Origin of the sequence: Streptomyces sp. NBC_01390 (assembly GCF_045040105.1) — a bacterium.
Lineage (GTDB): Bacteria > Actinomycetota > Actinomycetes > Streptomycetales > Streptomycetaceae > Streptomyces.
In genome coordinates this window covers 5,488,131-5,512,765 of the sequence record NZ_CP109551.1, presented here as the reverse complement: position 1 = coordinate 5,512,765, position 24,635 = coordinate 5,488,131, and the positions used below count along the sequence as shown (strand labels likewise).

Genomic DNA, 24,635 nt, shown 5'->3' with positions numbered 1-24,635 from the left:
AGCGAACTGAGTCTTCTTACGTACTTGGACCTTGCTGAGGAGAGCAAGATCGTACTGGCTCGTGCGAACAGCCCTCAGAAGAGGAAGGCTTGGGGAAACCTAATCACTCTGATCGAGGGAATCAGAGGAACAGGGAGAACCGATGCATGGGATCCTGCGAGCGGTCTTTCGTGGGACCTAGTTTCGCTGAAGATCGAGGGGTTTCAGGGCGCCACCGTTCCATTTTCCTTTCAGTTTGACCCGACGCCGGGTGTGACCATCGTTCACGGGCCCAACGGATCCGGCAAGTCGAGTATCTCGGATGGAATTCGCACGGCGCTCTCAGGGCGATCCGACTGGTGGGCGGCAGTTACTCCAGCGACCGCGAAAAGCGGGAAGAGTCCGTTGTGGGAGAAAGTGAACTGTGCTCGCGATGCGGAAGTAGCAACGGTTGAAGTCAGGTTGACGCGAGGCGACGAGTCTCTTCGGCTCACAGCTCAAATCGGCAAGGATGGCCAGGTTGGCAACTTCGATTCTCTCCGTGAGCTTCCGAGCGGGGCGACTGAGAGATTCGAGATTTCGGAAACTCCATGGCGTTATGCCGTGGAATCTCACCCGCCGGTATTTTCGTATGCCGATGTAGAGAGGCGTGTACAGCAGCACGAAGATCTGCAGAGGTATATCGAAAACCTGCTCGCGCTCGGTGGCTGCTTCGATCACCTGGAACGTCGTGTTGAGGAGATCAGTTCCTCCGCATCCGCTAGTCGTAAACGTCTCGCAGCCGCACTCAAAAGCGCTAAAGAGAGGGTAGCCAAGGTAGACGCCCACTTCCTGGGCCTCGAACCACAGCATCATCTTCCGGATGTTGCCTGGAATGAAGATATGCGTGATGTGCGGGTCTGGTTGACTGAGAATGGCCTCACCGAAGTCGGAGCAACGCTACCTGAAGTTACGGCGGCTGGAATCGAAAGACTGACAACTTCGCTGCGTGATGTTGATCGTGCTCTGGAGCTGGTGTTGGGGGACGTGCCTACGGTCCACCATCGTTTGGCAGTTCATCTGGCTTCTCTCCATTCGGAGGTCGAGCAGGTTGCCAACATCGGACATATCTGCCCGGTATGTGACAGTGAGGTATCCGATTGGGTGCAGCGCTTGGCTGACAACCTCGCAAATGTTGTCGAGACTGCCCCAAGAAGGAATGCGGCAAACGCCTCGCTGAAGACACTTCGGGGAGCCATTGAGGTCATCCCGACCGTTCTCGATATCGTCTCAGGACTAGAGGAGTTCGACGAAGCTCTGCTCAAGAGTTTTCGATCTGATTACGCGGCTCTGCTGGCAGCGTTCGAGGGGTATGGTGAGCAGCCTGTCGCCCCTGTTGTAAAAGAATTCCTAAGCATTCGTGAGGCACTGTCGGGGGAAGCCTGGAAGGGGATTTTGAGTAAGGCAATCGAGCTGAGTGATATTTCAGCTCAGTGGCGACGGGGCCGTAGGGCGACGCTAGAACTGTACATCGCGTCCTGGGAGCAGGAGCACGAGGAAGCCGAGTCCGCTCCCCTCTGGGAGGCGACGCGCAAGTGTATCGGTGAACTTGAGGACCGCCTGCGTACCGGGCGTACTGTTCGTTTCGAAGGTAAGGCCGGCGTGCAGGTGGAGCGACTCCTGAAGGATGCCGGCATCGTCCTAGAGTCGGTAAGCCTTAAGCGGAAACGGGCTGAGATTTCAGTACAGGGAGCCGACGGAAACAAGCTGGAACTTGCCATGCTGAGTGCAGGACAGAGGAATGCCTTCCTGCTCGCCCCGCTCTTTGCAACAGCTGGTGCTGGGCCGTTCAATTTCCTGATCCTCGATGATCCAGTCCATTCGTTCGATGAAATTAGAGTCGACAGGCTTGCGGCCGTGATTTCCGACCTGGCTAAGGTCAGGCGTGTCATCGTTCTAACTCACGATGAACGCTTGAAAGAGCACCTTTTGGCACGGAGTCAGGTACGTGATGCGTGGGCCGTGAGTCGTGATGGGATCCGGGGGGAGATCTCCGTCGAGAAGACCGACGAACTTTGGCGAGTCCTCATCAAAGATGCCGAGTCGGTATGGCAGTTCTCGCCCAAGGTGTCTTCTACTGGATACCTTAGCGAGGTGCAGATCATTCGAGGATTGCTGCGGCAGGCATTGGATGACGCGCTGAGGCAGTGCGTTGTCCGGTATTCGCTCTGGGCGGGAGAGAATGTGGCTAGGTCGCTGGGTCTTCTGGATGAAGCAATGAAGACCGTCAAGCGACTCGATGCGGCTAAGCAGATTATCTCTTTGGGTCCCGATCTTCCTCACCCTGTGGATAAGGCCAGGCAGGCATGCGGGCATCACGTTGACAAGTGGAACGGTGCTGTGCATGGGAATGAGGAAGCGAAAGCAGATCTGAAATGGGAGATCAGGGCGGGCCTTGATGCGTGTTCGACGCTGGGGGAGTGGGATTTCTGAATGGATGTGGCCGACCTCTCGTTGCGCAGAATCAAGGTTCTGGAGTTGAGGCTGCGAATCGAGAGGGTTTCTTTCGATGCCTATAAGCTGGTGTGCAAGCCGGATCGAACTCCGACTATCTCAAACGGAGCGGACGCTCAGCTAGCCTTTGTGCTCGGCCTTGTGGGGCAGGATAGGTACGGAGAAGTCCTTGGCGTCATCAGGCTGTCTCGTCATATTTACAAGAAGTCATCAGACATTTTGCATGGTCGCTCAGGTCTTTTGAATGCCTCTTCTGTCGTGCTTGATGAGTGGGAATTAGTCGTATCCCGTTTGGAGAGTCTTCTCGACCAGTACGCTGAGGGGCGCGAGGTAGACGAGGAAGCGGCCATCGCTATTCCTGCTCCGGCTGGCGAGGTGAGCGGCCAGGTTGCGTCGAGGTGAACCGCAAGGGCGAGATGCCCCAGAACTGGTACTCCATGACCGCGACCGAGATCTACCCGCTGGCCTGCGCCGAGGGTGTCTCGGCGGAAGCGCTTGCCGTGGCCACCGCAAAACTCTGCCACCAGACCCTCTTCTGGTCCGACCGGGCCCGCTTCCCCGTGCCCTTGCACGCCGCCAGGCAGATGGACCTCGACCACCCGCAGTACCGGCCGCCGCCGAGCCAGGTTCTGACGGCCAGGCATCCGAGCAGTAGAGGCCGGGGAACAGCGGTCTGTGGAGGCGCCGCTCCTCATAAGAGCGGGGCCTCTGATGCGCTTCCGGCATGACCTGGCCCGCTGGCCCTGGGGCTTCCACGCCGAAGCCGCCGATCTCCGACGCCAGGAAGCGGATGCCGAGCATCGACTCCATCCCCGTCTCCTTGGCGGAAATCGCGGCTGCCATCGGCCTGCGGTCGCAGTGCAAGCACGGATCGCGCACCTGGTGTTATGGCGTCAGCGGCACGCCATCGTCCGGGCGGACGAAGACCGCCATGTGTCGCGCTCTTGTGATGGCAACCCGCAGGAGGCGTCGGTTGCCACGGATGCGCTCCTCGTCCCAGTCATTGTCGAGGAGACGGCTGTTGAAAGCTCCTTCGACGATCACAACCCCGTCGAACTCCTTCCCCTTGGAGCGGTGCATGCTCATCAGGCTGACAGGCGCGGTCTGCTGTTCCGCGACGGAAAGCGAATCGGTGGCCAGGACACGGCGCACCGCTGAGGCAGCCTCGGTGTAGGCATTGGTGCCGTTCCACGCTTCAGTCAACGCCAGCGCCAGCGTGTCCGTGGCTTGGAACAGCCGGAGCAGACGTACCTGCTTGAACAGCTCATCGAGTTCGGCCGAGCCGCGCACAAGCCCCCGGGCAATCTGCCAGTCGGCCACGGGTAGGCCTGTGAGAGTAAGGCCCGCCTCCCAGGCACTGATGAGGATCTTCAGCGACTTAGACTTGATCTTGGTGTCCGCGTTGAACGCGGTGATGGCGTTCTCGATGACCTGAATCTTGTTGCGCGCACCGACCGTCCCGCCAGCCAGCTTGCGGCGGTAGAAGTCGACCATCGCCCGCAGCGTCTTCGGCAGAGCCTCCTGGCGGGCCAGGGCGGGCCATTCCAGCAGCGACGCAACGACGAAGCCAGCTGCAGCGGCCAACTCCGGATCCCAATGCAGGTCGTGCTCGACCGGCGGCAGTAGCGTGCCCCGAGCGGTCACGCTCTGCGTGGAGATCGCCTCGGAGATGCGGCCGACGAGTGCGTTGGTGGTGGACAAGACCGCCAGGGTGGGCACGCGCTGCAGCTCGGCCTCCAGATACTGGCGCAGGGCGACGATCGCGTAATGGGTGCGAACCTCGACAGAGTCGGCTCCCCAAGAGCGGGCCGCGTAGGTGACGTTCCTGACACTGCTCGGCAGCGGATGGGCAGTGTTGCGCAACACGGCATTGGCGTAGCTGAGCAGGCCCCCTTCGGGGCTGCGGTAATTGTCCTCGGATAGGTCGAAGGTGGTGGGGGCGAGGTGGGCGACCGCATGCGCGATCCGCTCCTCATCGACGCCGGGGATGTGCCCGAAGATGCGCTGGTCTGGATCGGCCAGGCAGATCACGGTGGATTCCGCAGAGAGCGCCCTGACGGCACGCCACTGATCGATGTTGGTGTCCTGGAACTCGTCCACGATGACGAGTGGGTAGATGCTGCTGTACAGGGCGCGCAACACGGAGCTTGATTCCAAGAGCGTCGCGGCGGTCTCGGCCAGAAGGTCGAAGACGTAGCGGCCCTCGGCGGTGGCCATCCGCTGGCATTCCTTGAGCCAGTCCTCCTTGCTTCCGCCGAAGTCGGCGCGCAACTGGTGTTCATGGTCGGGAGCGATGAACGTCGCGGGCTTCCCAGTCAGGAGCCGACTGTGGCTGCGGACGATGTCCATGAAGAAGGAGTGAAATGTCCGCACCTGCAGTTTGCTGCTTGAGGCACGGTTGAGTAGCCCGCCCATTCGGTCGGTGATCTGTCGTACAGCAGCTCGGGAGAAGCTCAAGAAGAGCACCCGCTGCTCGTCTTCGAGACTGCCCAGAGCCTGGCGGGCCTTGAGCAGGGCGATGGTGGTCTTACCGCAGCCGGGCCCTCCCTCGATCAGGACGTGCCCAGTGCTGTCCAGGATCGCTTGCCGGGGCCCGTCAATCTCCATCGGGCTCATCGCCGACCCCGTCGGCGTCCGTGGAAGTTCCGGCGGCCGAGTCGTCCGTCGGAGGACGCAGGTCGCGGTCGATCTGGAGCAGGAACTCCGCAAGAGAATCAGGAAGTTCGGCCCTGCTCGTGCACGTGGCGATGAGAAGGGCTCCGTAGCCGTCGCCCTTGCGGCCTTTGAGGACATCCCAGGCCAGTTTGCGCACAGCCTGATCGTCCATGTCATCGCGCAGGGTGCCGCACTTGGTCGGGTAGTCCGGGCGCTGGGCGACGGAGGCCAGGAAGCGGAGCAGGACAGCGGGCGCAATCTCCTGGGTGAGCAGGTCCTCGATTCCGCCGTAAGGGATGACCTTGTAACGAGTGAAGTCGGCGGTCTTGGCCGCAACGTCGCTCGTGAAAGGCCGCACGGGGTCGTCGTGGATGCCGTAGACGGGTTTACCCATGGCCTTGAAGACCGGGGCGTACTTCGGCACAGAACTGTCGCCCTCGGCGTCGAAGAAGGTCACACCGGCGAGGTCGGGATGCTGATAGTCCACTGAGAGGTCTTGCTCCAGTACGTCAGCGACCGCCGGCATCACGTCGGCCTCGGTCGCCCCTTCCACGACCAGCACGGCACGGGCGAGAACCGCCTCGGCGAACTGCCGCTGGCGTGCCCGGTACTGCTTGGTCTTGAAGTCTTCTGGCAGGATGACAGCAGAACTGGTCAACGCGCCTGCTATGTCCCGGTCAAGGACCACGATGTGGTCGGGCTCGAACCTCTCGATGACATAGGGCGAGTGCGAGGTGACGATCGTCTGGCCCATATGCCGTACGGCGAAGTCGATCAGCCGACGCTGTGCATGCGGCGGGAGCGCGATCTCCGGCTCCTCCATCGCGAAGATCACCGAGTGATCGCCCTTGAGCTCGGCGATATACATCAGCAGGGCAAACACGAGTAGGTTCAACGAGCCCGTACTCAACCGGTTGAAGGGCACAGGATGCTCACCCGGCTGGGTGGCGATGAACAGGCGCAGAACCTCCCGGAGGTGCTCCCGGGTGAGTTCGGACACCCTCACGTCCACCGGATCGGAGTCGCCAGCCAGGCTGACGAAGCGCTCCACCCGCTGGCGTACCTCACTGCGAATCTTGGCGAAGCCAGAATCGTCGCTGGCGAGGGCGACCGCCGCGACATCGGCTAGGGCCTTCTCCCACAGGGGGCCAGCCCGCTCCGCCTCCAGCCGCACAATGGTGTCCAGCAGCGAGCCCCGCTGGAACGTCAGTGCCCGGTTACCGGTCCGGTTGGGTCGCAGATACAGGAACCCGCAATGCCGCTTGTCCTCCCGCGTGAAGGGCCGCAGCCCCGAACCCAGCTCGGACGTCTCCTCGGTGAAGTCGTCGCTGACCGACTCGGGATGTGCGAAGAACGTGGCGCCGAAGAAGTCGTCCTCCTGCGGGTCGAAGCGGCCAAGGAAGACGACCGGCAAGCACCACTCGCCGGCATCGGGATCAGCCACCCCACCCTCAACCAGGTCAGCGAAATCATGGTGCTCCTCGGACCAGCGCCGAATGTGACTGGCGAAGCGCCGCTCGGCGGCCGACGACAGGTCCGTCAAGACCGCCTCCAGCCGGATCTCCGGTAGGTCGCCGTCCGTCTCCTGGTAACGAGATCCGTAGAAGTCGTGCTCGTCGACGACCGGACGGCGAAACATCCGCTCAGGCCCCAAGACCAGTTCCAGCGCTTCGCATACCGTTGATTTGCCGACGCTGTTCGACCCCACCAGCAGAGAGTGATCCGTCAGGTACACCGTGCCCGCGCGCACACCACGGAAGTTCTGCAAGGTCAACCGTCGTACCTTCACCGTGCCGCCCCTCGTCGACGCACTTCAGGCCGCAGCCACTGAGCGACTGCTCGAACGCCACGCAGACAGTGACTACTCACGAAGAGAGCAGGAACGTGCCAACCAGACGAAAGGCCGTAAATTCAGATTGTAGTACCGCGAGTCGCGGCACCCGTGCCGCCCGAGAGGGCGCCCTCCTCGTCGAAGGGTCGAGAGTCCGACGGGAGCTCAGGGGCCTGCAACGCCTCGCCCCGTCGATCGACAGCTAGCCTCTGCGTTGTGGTGTGCTAGCCGGTGGGGCAGCTCCGGCTGGGGGTTCGCAGAATGGATGGTTGTGGAGGTCCCACAGTGACCTTTGTTGGCCTAGCCGACTCGTCGCCAGCCTCGCTGGCAGGTCGGCGGCAGGCTCCCGGGCGGCCCAGTGGCAGCCCTACCGGTGGACAGCCGGTGGACAGACGCCTTTGGACCGTGCATCACGGGGTAGCACAGGTTAACCAGTCGCACGTAGTCTGATCAGGTAAAACGTCACCACCCAGCACGACGAAGCACCACGCAACACGATCACTCATGGTCTCGTAATGCGTAGGTCTCGGGTTCGAATCCCGAAGGCGGCTCTGTAGAAGCCTCAGGACTCACTCGCCGTGACCTGGGGTTTCTTGTTTTCGTTGACCTTGGAATCTCGGCAAATCGGGCGCTGTCTGTCTGTGCATCGCAATGCGTAGGTCGGCGGTTTGGTTTCTGTGACGAGATCGGCGATCTAGCGCTCTGACCTGGTCCTTTACTTGCTCTTAGAGGATGGATCATGCTTGCGTAAAGGGTTCCGGTGGACAACCGGTGGACAGCCGTGCGTGACACCCCATCAGGAGACTTTCGCTGCCCCTGGGTCGATGGGTGAAATCCACAGGTCTTCGATGGGACGATAGGCGTCGTCGGGACTGTCTGGTCCAGACAGATCTCACCGTTGCCCCGTTCGGCTATTGCCTTGCAGTCACGTCAATCATCGCCAGGACCCGGGCCGAACGCGGGACATCGAGCTGGACTTCCTGCTTGCCACGTGTAGCTGGACCGCATCGGTGCTGGCTGGCGGGGCACCCGCCGAGGGCTGGCGCGCACGGCGGAGAGCGAGGTGTGCCGGGCTGCCGTGATGGCAGGAACGCTCCATCGGCGGCTGGACTCCGTGGACGCGGCGGGCCGCACCGGGTAGCCACGGGTTTTCGAGGACGGGCGGCGCGGCGTCACCTGGAGTGTGTACGGCGGCTACGCCGCCGTGGAGTTCGGCGGTGTGGATGGTCCGTTGCCCTTGCTTCCGTACGGCGAGGAGGTGTCGCACGTCTCGAACCGGCCGCTGCTTGTCCTTCCCCGAGCACGCCCAAGTCGAGGACGAGGGCTTGGGCGTGGACCTCGAACGACGCGCTGGGTGCGGGTTGTGCTTGTGGTGCCGGACGGCGCACCGGATCCCGACTGCCGCCGGTTACCCGTACTGCGCTGTCCCGACAGCGCCTACGAGCTGGATGCGGGTATCGAGGGCAGGCTGCTGACGGCGCAGGTGAGTCGGGCATGAATGAGCATGGAACTTTTCCTACAGGTCGCGCTCGACGGCTACTCGCCAAACTCCAAGGCGCGATCACGGTAGTGCTCAGCCTTGCCCCGGGGCATGCGGCCCTCCGTAGTCCGGCTGGTCGCCCCCGTGAAGGCGATCAGTGGCATCATGTCGCGCCGGTACAGGTCGACAGCGGTGTCGGCGACCCCTTGAAGCCGTACTCCCATGCGAAGCGCGAGGCCGCGTCAGCGCTTCGAGGTCGCTCTGTGCGTGCCCGTTCCGGGCCGTGTCGACCAGGTTGTCGGCCAGCGCCCGGTCCGCCCACGCCAGCGCGTGCACGGACCGGTCGTGCAGGGCGACCGGTCCGTCACGCCAGCCGTACCCCATGTCCTGGCTGCGGCTGCGCGACTTGGTGTAGTTGAGCTACCGCGCCCGCTTCGACTTCGGCAGGGCCGACGCCGCCGTGCGCCGGGGCTGGCCGCGGACGCTGACCTGCGCCATGTCCTCGACGCCCTCGAACGTCTGAGGGCGATCAGCCGCGAGCAGGGCTCGGCAGACCCGGTCTACCTGGCCACGCCCACAGCTCTCCTTCCTTCCCCGCAGCTCCCCGCCGACATGTCGTCCGAGCTCACAGAGCTGCTTGGCGGCGTACTGCCGGAACCGGAGTTTGATCCCGAGGTCGAGGAACGCAGGCGGCAGACGCGGCCCGAGCTGTTGCCGGCCCGGTCGAGCTCATCCGCCTGGCTCGACCTGATCCGAGCCGAGGCCGGACGCCGGAACGTCACCGTGCGTATCGTCATCGACATCATCCAGTGCTCGAATACCTGGGGAGCGTTGCGCACTGCCTGCACCCGGCCGGCGACCTTGCGGTTGAGGCGTGGGGCCGTTGGCCACGCTCGCACCATCCTGGCCGGAGGCGCCGAGCAGGCTGCGGCCTCGATCGGCACCGCCACCGATGCAGCCGGGCTCAGGCTCGGCACGCGCAAGGGCATTGACGACGCCGTCGGCTATCTGAAGAACAAGGCCGCCTGCCTTCGCTTTACCGACTCGTTCCACGCGCTTTTCGCGATCGTCCAGAAACGATCTCCACTCGCGCAGGGATAGATCGGAAAGGCTCGTTGGAGACCTTGCGCGGTCAGCTCGGCGGGGAGCACTACTTGGAGGGTGGACGCCTGATGCTTCCGGGTCTCCAGCGGAGACCGAAGCGGTGAGAGACCCCAACAGCCCCATTTGGCAGGCTTGCTGATGCTTATCCGGTCACACTTTCATCACGTGTAGGTTCATCCCGTGTAACAACCTTCACTCCTGTGTAGGCAACGTCCATAAGTGATCGCTGAGTGATCACTAAGTGACACGGGGGTGGGAAGTTGAGACGTAGGCATCGCGTCAGACACGCGGGTATGGGGTCGATACGCAGTCTGGTGGCTGCCGTCACCGCGACAGCCGTTATGACCGTGCTGCCCGCGATGAGTGCACAGGCGGTTGCGGACGAACCGAGTCCTGGCCTCTCCGAAGGGCAGCGAGCGCTGGCCGAGGCGGAGGAGTCCGGCCAGCGGGTAGAGGTGATCAGCGAGCGTTCGGAACGTACGACGGTCTTCGCCAATCCCGACGGGTACTCCTTCACCCTGGAGGAGTCGTCGATTCCGGTGAGGGTGGCGAAGCCGGGCGGGGGTTGGCAGCAGCCGGACGCGACCCTGGAGCGACGCGAGGACGGCTCTGTCGGCCCGAAGGCCGCCGCGGTACAGATCGACTTCTCCGCCGGCGGCAGCAACGACCCGCTGGTCTCCATCACCGAGCGTGGCAGATCGCTCGCGCTGGACTGGCCAGGGAAACTGCCCGATCCCGAACTGAACGGTTCGAGCGCGCTGTATCGCGAAGTGCTGCCAGATGTGGACCTCACAGTGACGGCGACCGTCGAGGGCTTCCAGCACGTCCTGGTCGTCAAGACGCCCCAGGCAGCCGCGAACAAGGAGCTGAAGAAGCTTACGTTCGGCATGCACAGCACCGGGCTGACGGTCCGCAAGACCCCCACCGGAGCTCTTGCAGCGGTCGACGAGGCCGGACAGACCGTCTTCCGTGCACCCACCGCACAGATGTGGAACTCGGCGGGCCGCGCGGCCGAGGCCGAGCACCTCACCACCGAGAAGTCTGCGACCTCCGCAGAGTCGGCGACACTGGCGGACCCCGCGGAGGCAGCCCCCTCGGGGTCCGGTCTGGAGCCCGGCCAGGGCGACAAGGTCGCCCGGATGGACGTGCAGGTGTCCAAGGACACGCTCTCGGTGGTGCCGGACGCCACCCTGCTCTCCAGCACCGAGGCATCGGACTTCCCCCTCTTTATTGACCCGATCGTGACCTGGGGTGAGTCGGAGCGCACGCTCCTGCGCAGCGACGGCTACGAGTCCTATGGCTGGGGCAACGGCGACGACGATCTGGGTAAGGGGGCCGGCCGCTGCGGTACCTGGAACGGGTACTACTGCGGGCCGGGCTACACGCAGCGGCTCTACTTCGAGTTCTCGCCGGCCAGTCTGAAGGGCAAGCACGTACTGGACGCCACGTTTCGGGTTACCGAGCCCTGGGCGTTCCAATGCGACCCGCGCGTGGTCGACCTCGTACGGACGAACAACATCTCGTCATCCACCACCTGGTCTTCGCGCCCTTCGGAGCTGGACTGGATGGGTGACCGCAATGTCTCGGCAGGCCGCGGCTCGCTGTGCGATCCGGACTCTCCGGACGCCCCGATCGAGTTCAACGACAACCCGGAGGAGACGAACGAGAACCTCACGCCGACGGTGAAGAGCTTCGCCGCAGGCAAGTTCTCCCGTTTGACGCTGGAGATCCGGGCCCACAACGAGTCGGACACCGCCGCGTGGAAGCGGTTCCGTAACGATGCCGTGCTGGCCGTGAAGTTCGTCGGTCTGCCCGACACCCCCACCTCGGTCGGGTTGGTGACCGGTACGGGAACGGTGTGCGCCAGGACGGAGTCGAACCCGGCGATCGTCTCCGACCCGACACCGACGTTGACCGCGACCGCGCAGACCAAGTCGGGTGGTGAGAGCGAGGCACAGCTCCGGGTCGTCTTCGACCTCAACCAGAAGAACACCGACGGTACTTGGGCCGACACAACAGCCGGCAACGGAGATGTGCGGCCTTCCACCGGCTTCGCCAGGGACGGGGCGAAACAGTCGATCTCCTGGTCGACGCTGACCGAGGGCAAGCTCTACCGCTACCGGTCCTGGGTGCGCTCGTACTACGACGATGACACCAACTATCTCGCCGGTCCTTCGAACGCTTCGTCGACGGGCTGGTGCTTCTTCAAGGTCGACCCGACCGCACCGAAGGCACCGACGATCAAATTCGGCAGCCCGTACAGTCTCTGCACCACCAATGCGTGTGCGGCGGCCGGCGGTCCTGGCGTGAAGGGGACCTGGTCGTTCGCCCCAGCCACGGGCGACACCAACAACGTGTCCTACCAGTACACGCTGTCGTCCTGGAACACCTGGCCCACGGCAAGCGGCTCAGCCCCGTCGGTATCCATCACTCCCGTTGCCTCCGGCACCTATACGCTGTTCGTGCGCGCCCTGGACAATGTCGGCCGCTACGGGGCATGGAGCGCGGTGGACTTCCTCGTCGCCGCGGGCTCGGGCCCGGTGGCCAAGTACCACTTCGACGAGGCCAGTGGTGTGGCGGCCGACTCGGCCACGGCGGGATCGATCCGGCACCCCGCGACACTCGGCACCGGAGCGGTACGCGACGACCGCGGCCGCCGCGGTCTGATCACGAACGACGCAGCAGGGGTGCCGCTGGCCACCCCGGTCGCCGACACGGGGATGGCGCTGGACGGCACTGCCGGCTATGCGTCCACGACGGGGCCGGTGCTGGAGACCAGGTCCTCGTACACGGTCTCGGCCTGGGTATGGGTGGATCCGTCCTCGACGAAGACGGTGTCGGTCCTCAGCCAGACTCCGTCCACGGCCAGTCCGTGGACCCAGAAGTACAGCCCGTTCGTCATCTCCTACGGCGGCAAGTGGAGCCTGCGGGTGTTCTCCACGGAAGGCACCTGGGCGCGGGAGGCCGCATCGCCGGTCTCCTCGCCCAAGGGGGTCTGGACGCATGTGGCGGGTGTGTACGACTCGACAGCCAAGAAGGCCTATCTGTATGTGAACGGCAAGCAGGTGGCGTCGGTCGATGCCGGTACTCCCTGGGCAACAGAGGGCAACACGGAGTTTGGGCGGCTGATGTACGCCGACAGCTACGTGGACTATTTCAAGGGCTCCATCGATGAAGTGACCGTGTGGCAGCGCGCTCTGACGCCCAAGGAAGTGGGCGACGAGTCGAAGCTTCTGACGTCCGAGAGCTACGCGGGCCTTGAGCTCGTCGGTGATTGGCAGCCCGCGCAGGGCAGCGGCACCACGATCGCGGACACCACATCGGGCTATGGCAAGAGCCTGACGCTGCAGGGCGGGGCCGCTCTCAGTGACGGGGACATCGTTTTGGACGGTGTCGACGACGCCGCGACGGTCAATGGTCCGCTGGTGGACGGCGCCGGAGCGTTCACCGTGACGACAACCGTGGCGCTGGACGGCGCGAAGCTGGCGACGAAGGCCATCGGATACTCCGGTGGTGTGCTCAGCCAGCAGGGCACCGACGGACTGTCCTGGGGGTTCTGGTACGAGCTGACGGGCAAGGACACCGTGCTCGACGACATCACCCTCGAAGAGCGCACGGTCCCGGTCGGGATATGGCACTTCGGCAGCCTCAACGCGGCCGGCACGTTCAGTTCTGTGGTCTCAGACGAGGTTGCCGCTCTCGACAGCCCGGTGCGGTTGACCGGCGCCTACGATTCGGTGGCCGGGACCATCAGCCTCTACATGGGCCACAACCAGAACGGTGACGCGAAGGAGTTCACCGCGGCCATCGGCTCGGGCACCTTCGCCGTCGGCAAGGGCTACGCGAACTCGGCCTGGGGCCACTATTTGCCGGCGCGGATAGGTGAGGTGCGTCTCTTCGCCGGCGCAGTCGCCAGCTCGGACCAGATCGACACCTATATCGGGGACTGAGCAAGGACAGGGCGGGCCGTGGTCATCACTGCGGCCCGTCCTTCGCTCACAGTCACTCAAAGCCACATTGCCGGCCCCGTCGGGTGACCCGGCCCCTCAACTACGCAGGTGGGGAAGGACAGATATGTCCTGGCGTACAGTTAGAGCAAAATCGTTGAGCATGGCGAGATCCGTTTGTGACGGGGTACGAAGACATCGCGTCCGTACGCTGGTCACTGTGGTGTCGCTGTCGATGGCCGTCCCGGTCGGGCTGGCTCCGATGGCGCAGGCGGCGGACGGCGGTCTCGGCCGACCCGAACTGCCCGACCAGCGGGTCAGCAAGGTCAAGAAGGTCGATGGGCTGGGCGCGAAGAAGGCCAGGGACCAGGTTGCCCAGGACAAGAAGGCCAACGCCGGGCAGGCCGCGCGGGCGCTGCGGGAGCAGCGTTCCGCCTGGCCGAAGAAAGGCTCCGCGACCATCGAGCTGAACGGGTCGGCTCTCGCCAGAGCGGCGCCCGGCGGACTGCCTCTCACCGCCCGTCCGGCAGTCGGCAAGGCTGCCGTCCCGGCAGGGACCGAGCTGCGGTTCACGGTCCTCGACACCGCTTCCTCGGACGCGGCCGGGATCACCGGTGTCCTGTTCACTGCAGACGCGGACGCAGCCGGGCGAGCGGAAGTCGGCGTCGACTACGGGAACTTGGCCGGGGCGATCGGCGGCGGGTGGGCGCAGCGGCTGCACCTGGTCCAACTGCCCGCCTGCGCCCTGACCACCCCCGCCAAGGCGAAGTGCCGCAAGCAGACTCCGCTTCCGTCCGAGAACGACACCACCGAGCAGACGGTCACGGCACCGGTCTCCCTCCCTGCGAACGGCGGGGCCGGCACTCAGCCGGGTGCGGACACCGCCGACGCCTCAGGCGCCTCTGCAGTGACCGTCTTCGCCCTCACCGCCACCGGCACGGGCGAGGGGCAGTCGCCCAACGGCAGCGGTGACTACTCGGCCACCGACCTGGCTGAGTCCTCGTCGTGGGAAGCGGGCGGCAGCTCCGGCTCGTTCACCTGGAAGTACGACTTCACCATGCCGCCCGCGGCTGCCGGACCGTCTCCGCAGCTCTCCCTCGCCTACAGCTCGGGGAGCGTCGACGGCCGTTCCGCCGCCACCAACAACCAGGGCACATCGGCCGGTGAGGGCTTCGGGCTCAGCGAGTCGTTCATCGAGCGCACCTACGGCGGCTGCGACGACGACGGCCACGACGGCATCCACGACCAGTGCTGGAAGTACGACAACGCCAGGCTGGTCCTCAACGGCACATCGAACCTGCTGGTCAAGGACGAGACGAGCGGCAAGTGGCGGCTGGAGAACGACGATGCCTCCACGGTGACCCGTTCCACCGGCGCGGCCAACGGCGACAACAACGGCGAGTACTGGACCGTCATCACCGGTGACGGCACCAAGTACGTCTTCGGACTCGACAAGCTCGACGGCGCCACCACCCAGCGCACCAACTCCACCTGGACCGTGCCGGTCTTCGGCGACGACGAGGGCGAACCCGGGTACTCAGGTGGCACCGCCTTCGCGGACCGGTCCCTGAACCAGGCGTGGCGATGGAACCTCGACTATGTCGAGGACACCTCCGGCAACGCGGCCACGTACTGGTATGCCCAGGAGGGGAACTACTACAAGAAGAACAAGGCCTCCACCGCCAACGCGTCCTACATACGCGGTGGTTATCTCAAGGAGATCAAGTACGGGCTGCGCAAGGGCGCGCTGTTCACGGACGACGCCGACGCCAAGGTCACCTTCGGATACGACGAGCGGTGCACAGCCGCTGACTGCTCGTCCCTGACCGAGGACACTGCCGACAACTGGCCCGACGTGCCGTTCGACGCGATCTGCTCAAGTGGTGACGACGACTGTCTGGCCGTCGGCCCGTCGTTCTTCTCCCGCAAGCGGATGACCTCCGTCGATACTTCCTCCTGGAACGCCACGACGAGCGCCTACGACGCGGTGGACTCCTGGGCGCTGATCCAGCAGTACCTGGACGGCGGGGACATCGGTGACACCTCCGACCAGGTGCTCACCCTGAAGTCCATCAAGCGGACCGGCAAGGCTGGCACCGCCATCGAGACGAACCCGATCTCATTCACCTACCACATGCGTCCCAACCGGGTGGACGGCACGGACGACATCCTGCCGCTGACGCGGCCGCGCATTTCGACCGTCACCTCGGAGACCGGCGCGATCACCACGGTGACCATGTCCCCGGCGGAGTGCGTACGCAGCGAGGTGACCGGCGCGGCACAGGACACCAACACCCGCTCCTGCTACCCGCTGTACTGGAACATCAACGGCGCCGAGAACGCATCCGTGGACTGGTTCCACAAATACCGGGTCCTAGCCGTCACCGTCTCCGATCCGGCAGGTCAGAACGAGGCCGTCGAGCACGCCTACAGCTACAGCGGCGCGGCATGGAACTACAGCGACGACCCCTTCATCCCGAAGGACGAGCGGACGTGGTCCGACTGGCGCGGCTACCGCCAAGTCACCGAGTACAAAGGTGCGTTGGAGACCACCCGCTCCAAGACCGTCTCGCTGTACATGCAGGGCATGGACGGAGACCAGCTGAAGGACGGCACGACCCGCTCGGTCAGCGTCGCTCCGCTCACCGCACCGGACCTGGGCCTCGCCACCCTCAAGGACAGTGACCAGTACGCGGGACATCTGCGCGAGAAGGTCACCTACAGCGGCTCCACCGCCGTCAGCGCCACCTCGAGTGAGCCCTGGTCTGCGGAGACCGCCCGCCAGTCGGCACCCGGCGCCGGGGACGCCGTCGCCCACTTCGTACAGCCCAAGAAGGAGATCACCCACACGTATCTCACCGTGCTGGGCACCTGGCGTTCCCGCACGGTCGAGAAGAGTTACGACAGCTACGGCATGATCTACCAGTCCGAGGACCGCGGCGACGACGCCAAGACCGGCGACGAGACCTGTACCCGTACCTGGTATGCGCGGGACGAGACCCTGGGTCTGATCAGCCAGGTCTCCCGCGAGCGCGTGGTCAGGAAGACCTGCACCGTGGCCGACACCAGCCTGGTCCTGCCCACCTCCACAGCCACTCGCGGCGATGTTCTGTCCGACACCGCCACGGCCTACGACGGCGCCACCTGGTCGACGACGATGAAGCCGACGAAGGGCCTGAGGACCTGGACGGGACGGGCCAAGAGCTACAGCTCCACCGTCCCCGCCTGGCAGATGGTCAACAGCCCCGGTTACGACACCCTCGGACGTGTCACCTCGGTGACCGACGCGCTGGAACGTGTGACCACGACCGCCTACACGCCGATCGCGGCGGGTCCCCTGACCAAGAAGGTCGTCACCAACCACAAGGGGCACGCGCTCACCTCATTCATCGATGCACGGCGCGGCCTCGACCTGCGGACCTACGACGCGAATCTGAAGAAGACCGAGCTCGCGTACGACGCTCTGGGCCGGCTGACCGACGTGTGGCGGCCCAACCGCAACCGCGCGGCTGGCTACAGCCCGACCCAGAAGTTCGGCTACAGCCTCAGCGCCACCAAGCAGTCGTGGGTGTCCTCTGCGTCGCTCAAGGCGGACGGGGAAACGTACAACACCACTTACACGATCTACGATTCGCTGCTGCGCCTCCTCCAGGAGCAGTCACCAAGTCCGAAGGGAGGGCGGCTGCTCAGCGACACCCGATACGACACCCGCGGCCTGGCCTACGAGAAGTTCGAGGAGATCTTCGACACCACTTCCGCGCCGAACTCGACCTACACCAGGGCCGAGTACGGCGAGGCACCGAAGCAGACCGAGACGGTCTTCGACGGGGCCGAACGCACCATGTCCAGCCAGCTCCTCGTGTACGGCGTGGCCAAGTGGACGACCACGACCTCGTACACGGGTGACTCCACGGCGACCTCCGCGCAGCAGGGCGGCATCGCGACCCGGACCATCACCGACGCGCGCGGCCGGGACACCGAGAAGCGCGAGTACGCGGGCTCGAGCCCGGCCGACGCGGAGTTCGGCGGCGGTATCGGCGTCGTCTACAGCGCTACGAAGTTCCAGCACACGCTGGACGACAAGGAGAGTGGCGTCACCGGACCCGACGGAGCGGCGTGGACCTACGGTTTCGACCTGTTTGGTCGGCAGACCACTGTCAGCGACCCTGACAAGGGATCGTCCACGATGGGCTACGACGTCCTCGACCAGCTCACCAAGAGCACGGATTCGCGGGGCAAGTCCATCCTGACCTCGTACGACGAGATGGGCCGGACGACCGGTACCTGGGACGGTACCCAGGACGACGCCCACCAACTGACCGAGTACACCTACGACACCGTGCTCAAGGGTCTGGCGGCCTCGAACACCCGCTATGTAGGAGGCAAGGCCGCCGAGAAGGCTTACACCAAGACGGTCACTGGGTACGACACCCTCGACCGTCCGACGGCCACCACGCTCACACTGCCCCGCACCGATCCGCTGGTCGTCGCGGGCGCACCGGCCACGGTCTCGTTCTCCAGCTCCTACCGCTCCGACGGCACGCTGGCGAACAACGCGGAGCCCGCACTGGGCGGGCTGCCGTCCGAGACGATCGAATACGGCTACACATCCCTGGGCCAGGTCACCTCGATCATCGGCAGTACGGGGTATCTGCTGGACGCCAGCTACTCGGCCCTCGGCCGCGCGCAGCAGTACACGCTGGGAACGGAGAACACCGAGAACGCCAAGAAGATGTACGTCTCCAACACCTTCGAGGAAGGCACCGGCCGCCTCACCCGCACTCATGTCACGGACCAGACGCACTCGTACATGCTGATGGACCTCAACTACACCTTCGACCAGGCTGGCAACATCACGGCCATCTCCGACCCGGCCAACCTCGGCGGCACGAGCTCGGCCGAGACGCAGTGCTTCAGCTACGACGGCAACCGCCGTCTGCAGAGAGCCTGGACGCCGTCCTCGCAGAAGTGTTCCGACGCACCCAGTGCGGGGAGCCTCTCCGGACCCGCGCCCTACTGGACCGACTACACGTACAGCCAGGGCGGCCAGCGCACCGCCGAGACCCAGCACAAGGCGACGGGCGACACCACGACCACCTACTGCTACAAGGAGGGACGGCCGCACGTCCTCTCGGGCACCAGCAAGACCGCGAACTGCAGCACGCCGGACGCCGGATACGGCTACGACACAGCCGGCAACACCACCTCCCGGCCCGGCCCGGCGGCGAGCCAGGCCCTCGTCTGGTCACCGGAGGGGCGGCTCGCCCAGCTCACCGAGAACAGCAAGAAGACCGACTACATCTACGACGCCGAAGGCAAGCTCCTGATCCGGAGCACCGAGGGCGGCGAACGCATCCTTTACACGGGCAACACCGAACTCCACCTGAAGGCGAGCGGCGCCACCTGGGCGCAGCGCACCTACTCCTCGGGCAGCCTGAGCATCGCGGTCCGCAGCAACCAGTCCGGCAGTAACAAGCTCTCCTACCTCGCCGGTGACCAGCAGGGAACCCAGAGCCTGGCGGTGTCCGCGGACAGTGCGCAGACGGTCACCAAGCGCCGGATGACACCGTTCGGCGAGGAACGCGGCATGACCAGCGGTGGCGCATGGCCGGACGACAAGGGGTTCCTCAACAAGACCAATGACACCAACACGGGACTCACGCACGTCGACGCCCGTGAATACGATCCCAAGGTCGGCCAGTTCATCAGCGTCGACCCCAAGCTCAGCACCGATCAGGGCCAGTCCCTGAACGGCTACGCCTACGCCAACAACAATCCCGCCACGTTTGCCGACCCGACCGGTGAGGGCGTCCCCGAATGCCGGGACGGCACCATCGAGTGCCGCAACGGTGTCCCCGTCACCACCGGCGGGGGCGGGGCGCCCTGTCCTAGCCTGATCAACCCGCAGTGCCCGGAGTATCAGGGGGGCGGTGGCGGTGACGGCGCTGGTGGCGGTGGCGGTGGCGGTGGCGGTGACGGCGCTGGTGGCGGTGGCGGTGGCGGTGGCGGCGGTGGCGGCGGAAGTTACGTCGCTGCCAGCTGCGGCATGCCTCCCATGCCGGCCTGCACCGGCCCGGTGTACGGCCCGCCCTCCCAGCCTCCGCTTCTCATGGGTCCTGACCCGATTCCGCTCGTATCCTTCTCGGCCAACTGCGGGATCGAGTCCAGGGTGCAGAACTATGTCTGCAACGCTGGCAACGGGGTCATGACGTCAGGCGCCTACCTTCAGGAAAGCTTCAGCGAGGCGGGCAGTCTGACCAAGGACGCCAAGGCCGCAATGCGGTCCACCCGCCAGTCGTCTCAGATCTTGCAGGCAGTGAGGAACAACCCCGGTCTCGCGCGAGTGGGAGCCATCGGGAACAGCAAGGCGGTGATGTTCGCCAGCAAGGGTCTGCTGGTGGGTGGCATCGGGTTCACCGCGTATTCCAACTACCAGTCCACCGGTGGTGATGTCCCCCTGACGGTCGTGGAGACCGCGGTCGACACCGCCGTGGTCCTAGGCGCGACAAAGGTGGGAGCCACTCTCGGGGCGGCGATCGGCACCGCCATCGCGCCCGGCGTGGGCACCGTCATCGGCGGAGCCATCGGCGCCGGGGCAGGAGCCGTCACCGGCATCTTGGCGACCGGCACCGTCAACAACGCTTTGTCGAAGGGATGGAAGAGCGCAAAGGGCTGGTTCAGCTGACCGCTGGACCGTCAGCAGGGCGCCGGGTGGGCCCGGGGGACGCCACGTACCCTCGGAGCCCGCCTGGCGGCTCCCTCCCAGGAGGGAGGGAGCCGAGCATGAGCAACACATGGAGGGATGACGCAATGCCGTACTTCATCGGACTCTTCTTCCTGGCCGGGTCCGCGTTCATGACCTGGAAGGTCACTCAGCTCTGGCGCGACGCAGACTTGGTCGACCACTTCACGCAGACCTTCTCCTTCATGCCGTTCGGCAAGGAGGTCAAACGAGGAGAGGTACGGTCCTTCGCTCTCACCGTTGCCTCCCTCTGGGGCGTTACGGTCCTGCTATTCCTTGGCCTCCTGGACGTCGACATGACCGGGCCACTGACCGCACTCTTCGCCATCTCGCTGGTCACCGTCCTGCTCAGCCTGATGTGTGAAGTCAGCGTCGTCCTGTTCAACGCCCCGAAGTTCGTCGTACCGCCGCACATGCGTTCCGACCCCGGAGTACTGGCCGCCCGTCGGGCGAACCGGGCAAGGGGGCCGCGGCGGACCAGACCCTGACCTGCCCTTACGCTGCTCCCGTGAACTCCACGCAGACAGCACCGGCCGTGATCCGATCACGGGCGCGGCTCGCGAGCTCCGGTGCCGCTTTCCTCATCCTTTCGCCCTTTGTGGCATGGCTGTTTGCCCTGGCGGGTCTGATTCCGGTCGTCGTGTCCGTGATCTGCGCCCTGATCGGAGGACTCGCCGGTTTCCTCCTGCTACCGGAGCTGTGCCAGGAGACCGGGCTGGTCCGGTGTTCGATGTCTCGCGTGACCGTCCGAACACTGACCGGTGAGCGGTCCGTGGATCTCACGCGCATCAGAGATGTCCGGCTGCTCACCAGCTTCAGCCGTGGCGGCAGGGCTTTTCACGCTGTTGTGGTGCGTGACGGCGACGGTGTGCGCATCGGCCTCACCTCGGTCAGAAGCCAGCGGTCTCTGGCGCGTGCGCTGCAACGCACCGGTGCTGACGCGCACGGTGGGCCGCGCGTCAGCCTGGCCGCTCGGGCTCATCTCGGACTCGGGGAACGTCGGCATCGCACGGTTCACACCGTGATCGCCTTCCTCTTACAGGTGATCTCCATTTCCCTCTACGTGGTGCTCGTCCTCAAACTCGCTGAATTTTAGTGAGCCGTGCTCCTGCGGAGGGCGGCAGAGCCTCCACACCGGCGAGCTGTACGTGGCCGATATCAGCATCCCACCCGCCGTCTACTCCACGTCGGTGTCCGACCTCTCGGACCTGTTCCGGCACAGCCGGTGACACCACCCTCACAAGGTCATCAAAAGAGTCACGGCATTGTCATGCCTTCGGTAGGGGGTACGGTCATGCCGACCCGGAGGCCAGCGGCCCCATTGCAGGACCGCGAGAGTTCTTCTGCGGCCCAGGATGGGTTGCTGCCAGTCTCGGCGCTGATGATTCGGCATGACTCGGGGAGGTAGCGGACAGGGTGGGGAGCTACCGGGGAAGCTCAGGAGGAACCCACTGGTGGATAACTTGTAGAGGTCCCACAGCGACCTCCCCTCGTCTCTCCGGCCGGTCGGCCGCATCGCCGATAGCTCAGGGGTAGTCTCACTGGCGGACCGGTGAGGGCCCGGCCGGTGGACAGTCGCTGGACAGACGCCTTTGGACGGTGCATCACGGGATGGCACGGGTCAATCTGTTGCACGTGCTCTGATCAGGCAGAACGTCACCAAACAGCACGGCGAAACACCACGCAACACGAACCCTCACGGTCTCGTAATGCGTAGGTCTCGGGTTCGAATCCCGAAGGCGGCTCTGGAAGACCCTGGGACTCACTCGCCGTGACCTGGGGTTTTTCCTTTTACCGGACCCGTCGGCGGCGCTGAGCGCGCGCCGCCCTGCGGTCCCTGGTCTCAGTTGCGGTCTCAGTAGTGGGTTCCGACGCCGGTTCTGGCGCGGGCATGAAGTGGTCTCCCATGCGGCGCATCGCGTCCTTGGAGAGGTGGGATCGGCCCTTGACGTACCGCTTGGTCTGGCTGATCTGGGTGTGGCGCAGGATGTCCATGATTGTGGGCATGTCCACCCCGAGTTCGTTGAGGATCGTGCCGGCGGTGTGGCGGCTTCCGTCGTAGAGACGAAGAGCGCGTCGAACTCCTGCCACTCGTCTCCGGCGGCGGCGCGCATCTCTTCCGGCTGCTTCTTGTGCTCGTACAGGTAGGGGATGAACGGCGGCGGGATCGGCACGGGGTTCGTGCTCTTCTTCGTCTTCGGACGGGTGAAAACCAGGCCACCGCCCTTGCGCTCCGGGCAGGTAGTGGCGTGCCGCCGACAGCCCTTCGGGCAACCGCGCGTGTAGTTCCTGTGCGTCCGGTAGTCCGGCGGACACGGCTCGAACCGGTGGAGCCGTTCGCCGCACGCGTTGGAGTCCGTGCAGCCGTGGCGCCAGGTGAGACGTTGAAGCTGCCACTGGGGGTTGAACAGTTCAGCGTCGAAGTCGACGTAGGCCCACCGGAGCCCCAGGGTTTCCCCTTGCTGGAAGCCCATGCCGACGCCCACACACCAGCGCATGAAGGTGGGGCGTTTGGCGGCGGCTTCCAGGAAGGCCTTTGCCTGCTCGGTCGTGAACGGGTTCGCCTCGGTCTCGTCGACCGTGGGCGGGTCTACGAGGGTGGCCACGTTCTCGCCGATGATCCGGCGGCGGTGAGCGATTTTCAGGGCACGGGAGAGGATGCGGTGGACCTTGACCACGTGGGAAGGCGCGTGGCCGTTGTCGAGCATCACGCGGTACATGCGTTCCAGGTGCTCGGGGGCGAGCTTGTCGAGGCGGTGCTTGCCGACGCCGGGGACGATGTCGTTTCGGGTCTTGGACCAGTAGTCGTCAAGAGAGCGCGGCTTGAGTTTCAGGCTCGCGATGTCCGTGAGGTAGGTGGTCATCCACTGTTCGACGGTCGGCTTGCGGCCGGCCTTCGGGGCGCGGCCCTTGTCCCGGAGGTTCTCCAACTCGCGCACCTTGCGGCGCACTTCGGGCTCGGTGCGGGCCCTGCGGTGGCGGCGGTCGGGGCTTCCGTCGTCCTTGACGTCCCCGGCACGACCGTCGTCATGGCGGACGGCATCGAGAAGCCGATCGAGGAGATCGAACCCGGCGACGAGGTGCGGGCGGTGGACCCCGAGTTTGGCGCCACCGAGGCGAAGCCCGTCACCGCCGCCATCACCGGCCACGGCGTGAAGAACCTGGTCGAGATCACCGTCGACACCGACGGCGACCGCGGCGACGCCATGGCGAAGGTGACGGCGACGGACGGCCACCCGTTCTGGGTACCCGAGCTGCACGAGTGGGTCGACGCCAAGGATCTGAAGCCGGGGCAGTCCCTCACCACCGACAAGGGCGTGCGGGTCGAGGTCGTGACCGTCGTCAAGACGGTCCGTACCGCCACTGTGCACAACCTGACGGTCGCCGACATCCACACATACCTGGTCCAGGCCGGCGCGGTGCCGGTGCTGGTGCACAACTGCGGGAACGCGGAGAGGGACCACGGGGTCCAGGGAGCACATCCCAAGGACCACATCGGCAAGACCGACCAGGAACTAAGCAACCGTGCTGCGACCGATCCGACCGCCGGCGGACGGGCCTCGTCCCTGAACGCCGGTGACGCCCAGGCCAACATCGACTCGGCGGTGCAGGCCAACCTGAGCAAGATCAACGACTGGATCCGCAAGCAGTCCACCCCGGTGAGCGCGCGAAAGGAGTTCACCCACGACTTCGGCACGACCGTGATCGGCAGGAAGGCCAACGCGAGCGGAGTCCATGACGCGACCAAACTCACCCTGGTGGTCATGAAGATCAACAAGGGGACGGGTGGCCACAAGGAGGCCTGGGTGTTGTTCACTCTCAAGGCGGACTGACCGCCATCGCTTCCTCGTACCGCCTCGTCGTCCATGAACCCAGGAGCGTCCAAGTGCCCACTGTCGAGCAGCAGTTCGCCGGTTTCCTGCTGTCGCTGGACCGTTTCCAGAAACAGCTCGCCGAGTTCATGCTCGGGACGTTCCTGGCGTTCGACTTCAGCGGCGACTCCGAGGACGGCGAGACGCAGCTCAGCCCGCAGGTCCTGCTCGACGTCGTGGACGGGGTGCCGCAGGTGACCCTCCACCACGGCATTACGTGGATGGACCTGACCCGGGATCCCGAGCCGAACGAGTACCGCCTCGCCGTGACCCTCGCCTTCACCGGGTCGGGGATCGCGGTGGAGGCGTTCGTCCGGCTCGACCTGGAGCGGGGCATGGGTGAGTGGCCGGCCGGGGTCCACACCCCGTACCGGCGCCACGCCGAAGGCCTGGACCTCGACGAGGCCCGGGCCTTCGTCGAGGCCCGGGTCGACGAACTGTGCCAGAGACGCGACGACGCGGCCCGGCTGGGCCTCGCCATGCGGTCCTGACGCCCGAGCCGAGGTCCATGTGAAGCTGCCTGCATGGTGTC

General features: G+C 65.1%; 12 protein-coding genes and 2 pseudogenes. 10 read left to right on the top strand and 4 right to left on the bottom strand.

What is annotated here, in order from left to right; all coding sequences use genetic code 11:
- Window positions 1–24: 24 nt before the first annotated feature.
- The 3 genes from OG241_RS24850 to OG241_RS24840 are packed head-to-tail and all read left to right on the top strand — an operon-like array spanning window position 25 to window position 3,200.
- Window positions 25–2,451, top strand: a complete 2,427-nt coding sequence (locus OG241_RS24850; protein WP_405818006.1) for an AAA family ATPase — start codon at window positions 25–27, stop codon at window positions 2,449–2,451.
- Window positions 2,452–2,874, top strand: coding sequence for a hypothetical protein (locus OG241_RS24845; protein ID WP_405818004.1), 423 nt, complete (start codon window positions 2,452–2,454; stop codon window positions 2,872–2,874).
- Window positions 2,871–3,200, top strand: coding sequence for an RNaseH domain-containing protein (locus tag OG241_RS24840; protein WP_405818002.1), 330 nt, complete (start codon window positions 2,871–2,873; stop codon window positions 3,198–3,200). Before OG241_RS24845 ends, OG241_RS24840 begins: the two co-directional genes overlap by 4 nt.
- 157 nt (window positions 3,201–3,357) lie before the next feature.
- On the opposite strand, the gene OG241_RS24835 is transcribed toward OG241_RS24840, so the two are convergent.
- From OG241_RS24835 to OG241_RS24825, 3 genes and pseudogenes are all read right to left on the bottom strand, one after another.
- A complete protein-coding gene (locus tag OG241_RS24835) occupies window positions 3,358–5,088 on the bottom strand; it encodes a UvrD-helicase domain-containing protein (RefSeq protein ID WP_405818000.1) in 1,731 nt (576 codons plus the stop codon).
- On the bottom strand, window positions 5,069–6,901 hold the full coding sequence (locus OG241_RS24830; protein ID WP_405817998.1) for an ATP-dependent nuclease: 1,833 nt from the start codon (window positions 6,899–6,901) through the stop codon (window positions 5,069–5,071). Before OG241_RS24830 ends, OG241_RS24835 begins: the two co-directional genes overlap by 20 nt.
- Before the next feature lie 1,599 nt (window positions 6,902–8,500).
- A pseudogene (locus tag OG241_RS24825) lies at window positions 8,501–8,650 on the bottom strand (YdcF family protein); the annotation flags it as partial.
- Window positions 8,651–9,050: 400 nt separating this feature from the next.
- On the opposite strand from OG241_RS24825, the gene OG241_RS24820 reads away from it, so the two are divergent.
- The 5 genes from OG241_RS24820 (at window position 9,051) to OG241_RS24800 (ending at window position 21,327) form a co-directional block, all read left to right on the top strand.
- Entirely contained in the window at window positions 9,051–9,539 is a 489-nt protein-coding gene (locus OG241_RS24820; RefSeq protein WP_405817996.1) for a hypothetical protein, read from the top strand.
- A gap of 296 nt (window positions 9,540–9,835) precedes the next feature.
- The gene (locus OG241_RS24815) at window positions 9,836–13,492 is read left to right on the top strand and encodes a LamG-like jellyroll fold domain-containing protein (RefSeq protein ID WP_405817994.1); all 3,657 of its coding nucleotides are present in this window, start codon (window positions 9,836–9,838) and stop codon (window positions 13,490–13,492) included.
- A 232-nt stretch (window positions 13,493–13,724) separates the two neighbouring features.
- Window positions 13,725–20,174 (top strand): RHS repeat-associated core domain-containing protein, encoded by a 6,450-nt coding sequence (locus OG241_RS24810; protein WP_405826414.1) that lies wholly within the window; start codon window positions 13,725–13,727, stop codon window positions 20,172–20,174.
- A 98-nt stretch (window positions 20,175–20,272) separates the two neighbouring features.
- Entirely contained in the window at window positions 20,273–20,719 is a 447-nt protein-coding gene (locus OG241_RS24805; protein WP_405817992.1) for a hypothetical protein, read from the top strand.
- A gap of 20 nt (window positions 20,720–20,739) precedes the next feature.
- Window positions 20,740–21,327: a hypothetical protein gene (locus OG241_RS24800; protein ID WP_405817990.1), complete on the top strand. Its 588-nt coding sequence runs from the start codon at window positions 20,740–20,742 to the stop codon at window positions 21,325–21,327.
- Between the two features lie 695 nt (window positions 21,328–22,022).
- Here the strand turns inward: OG241_RS24800 and OG241_RS24795 are convergent.
- Window positions 22,023–23,239 (bottom strand): annotated as a pseudogene (locus OG241_RS24795) (tyrosine-type recombinase/integrase); the annotation flags it as partial.
- A 21-nt stretch (window positions 23,240–23,260) separates the two neighbouring features.
- Here OG241_RS24795 and OG241_RS24790 point away from each other — a divergent pair.
- Both OG241_RS24790 and OG241_RS24785 read left to right on the top strand, forming a co-directional pair.
- The gene (locus OG241_RS24790) at window positions 23,261–24,064 is read left to right on the top strand and encodes a polymorphic toxin-type HINT domain-containing protein (protein WP_405817988.1); all 804 of its coding nucleotides are present in this window, start codon (window positions 23,261–23,263) and stop codon (window positions 24,062–24,064) included.
- 53 nt (window positions 24,065–24,117) lie between these two features.
- Window positions 24,118–24,594, top strand: a complete 477-nt coding sequence (locus OG241_RS24785; protein WP_405817986.1) for a hypothetical protein — start codon at window positions 24,118–24,120, stop codon at window positions 24,592–24,594.
- Window positions 24,595–24,635 lie beyond the last annotated feature (41 nt).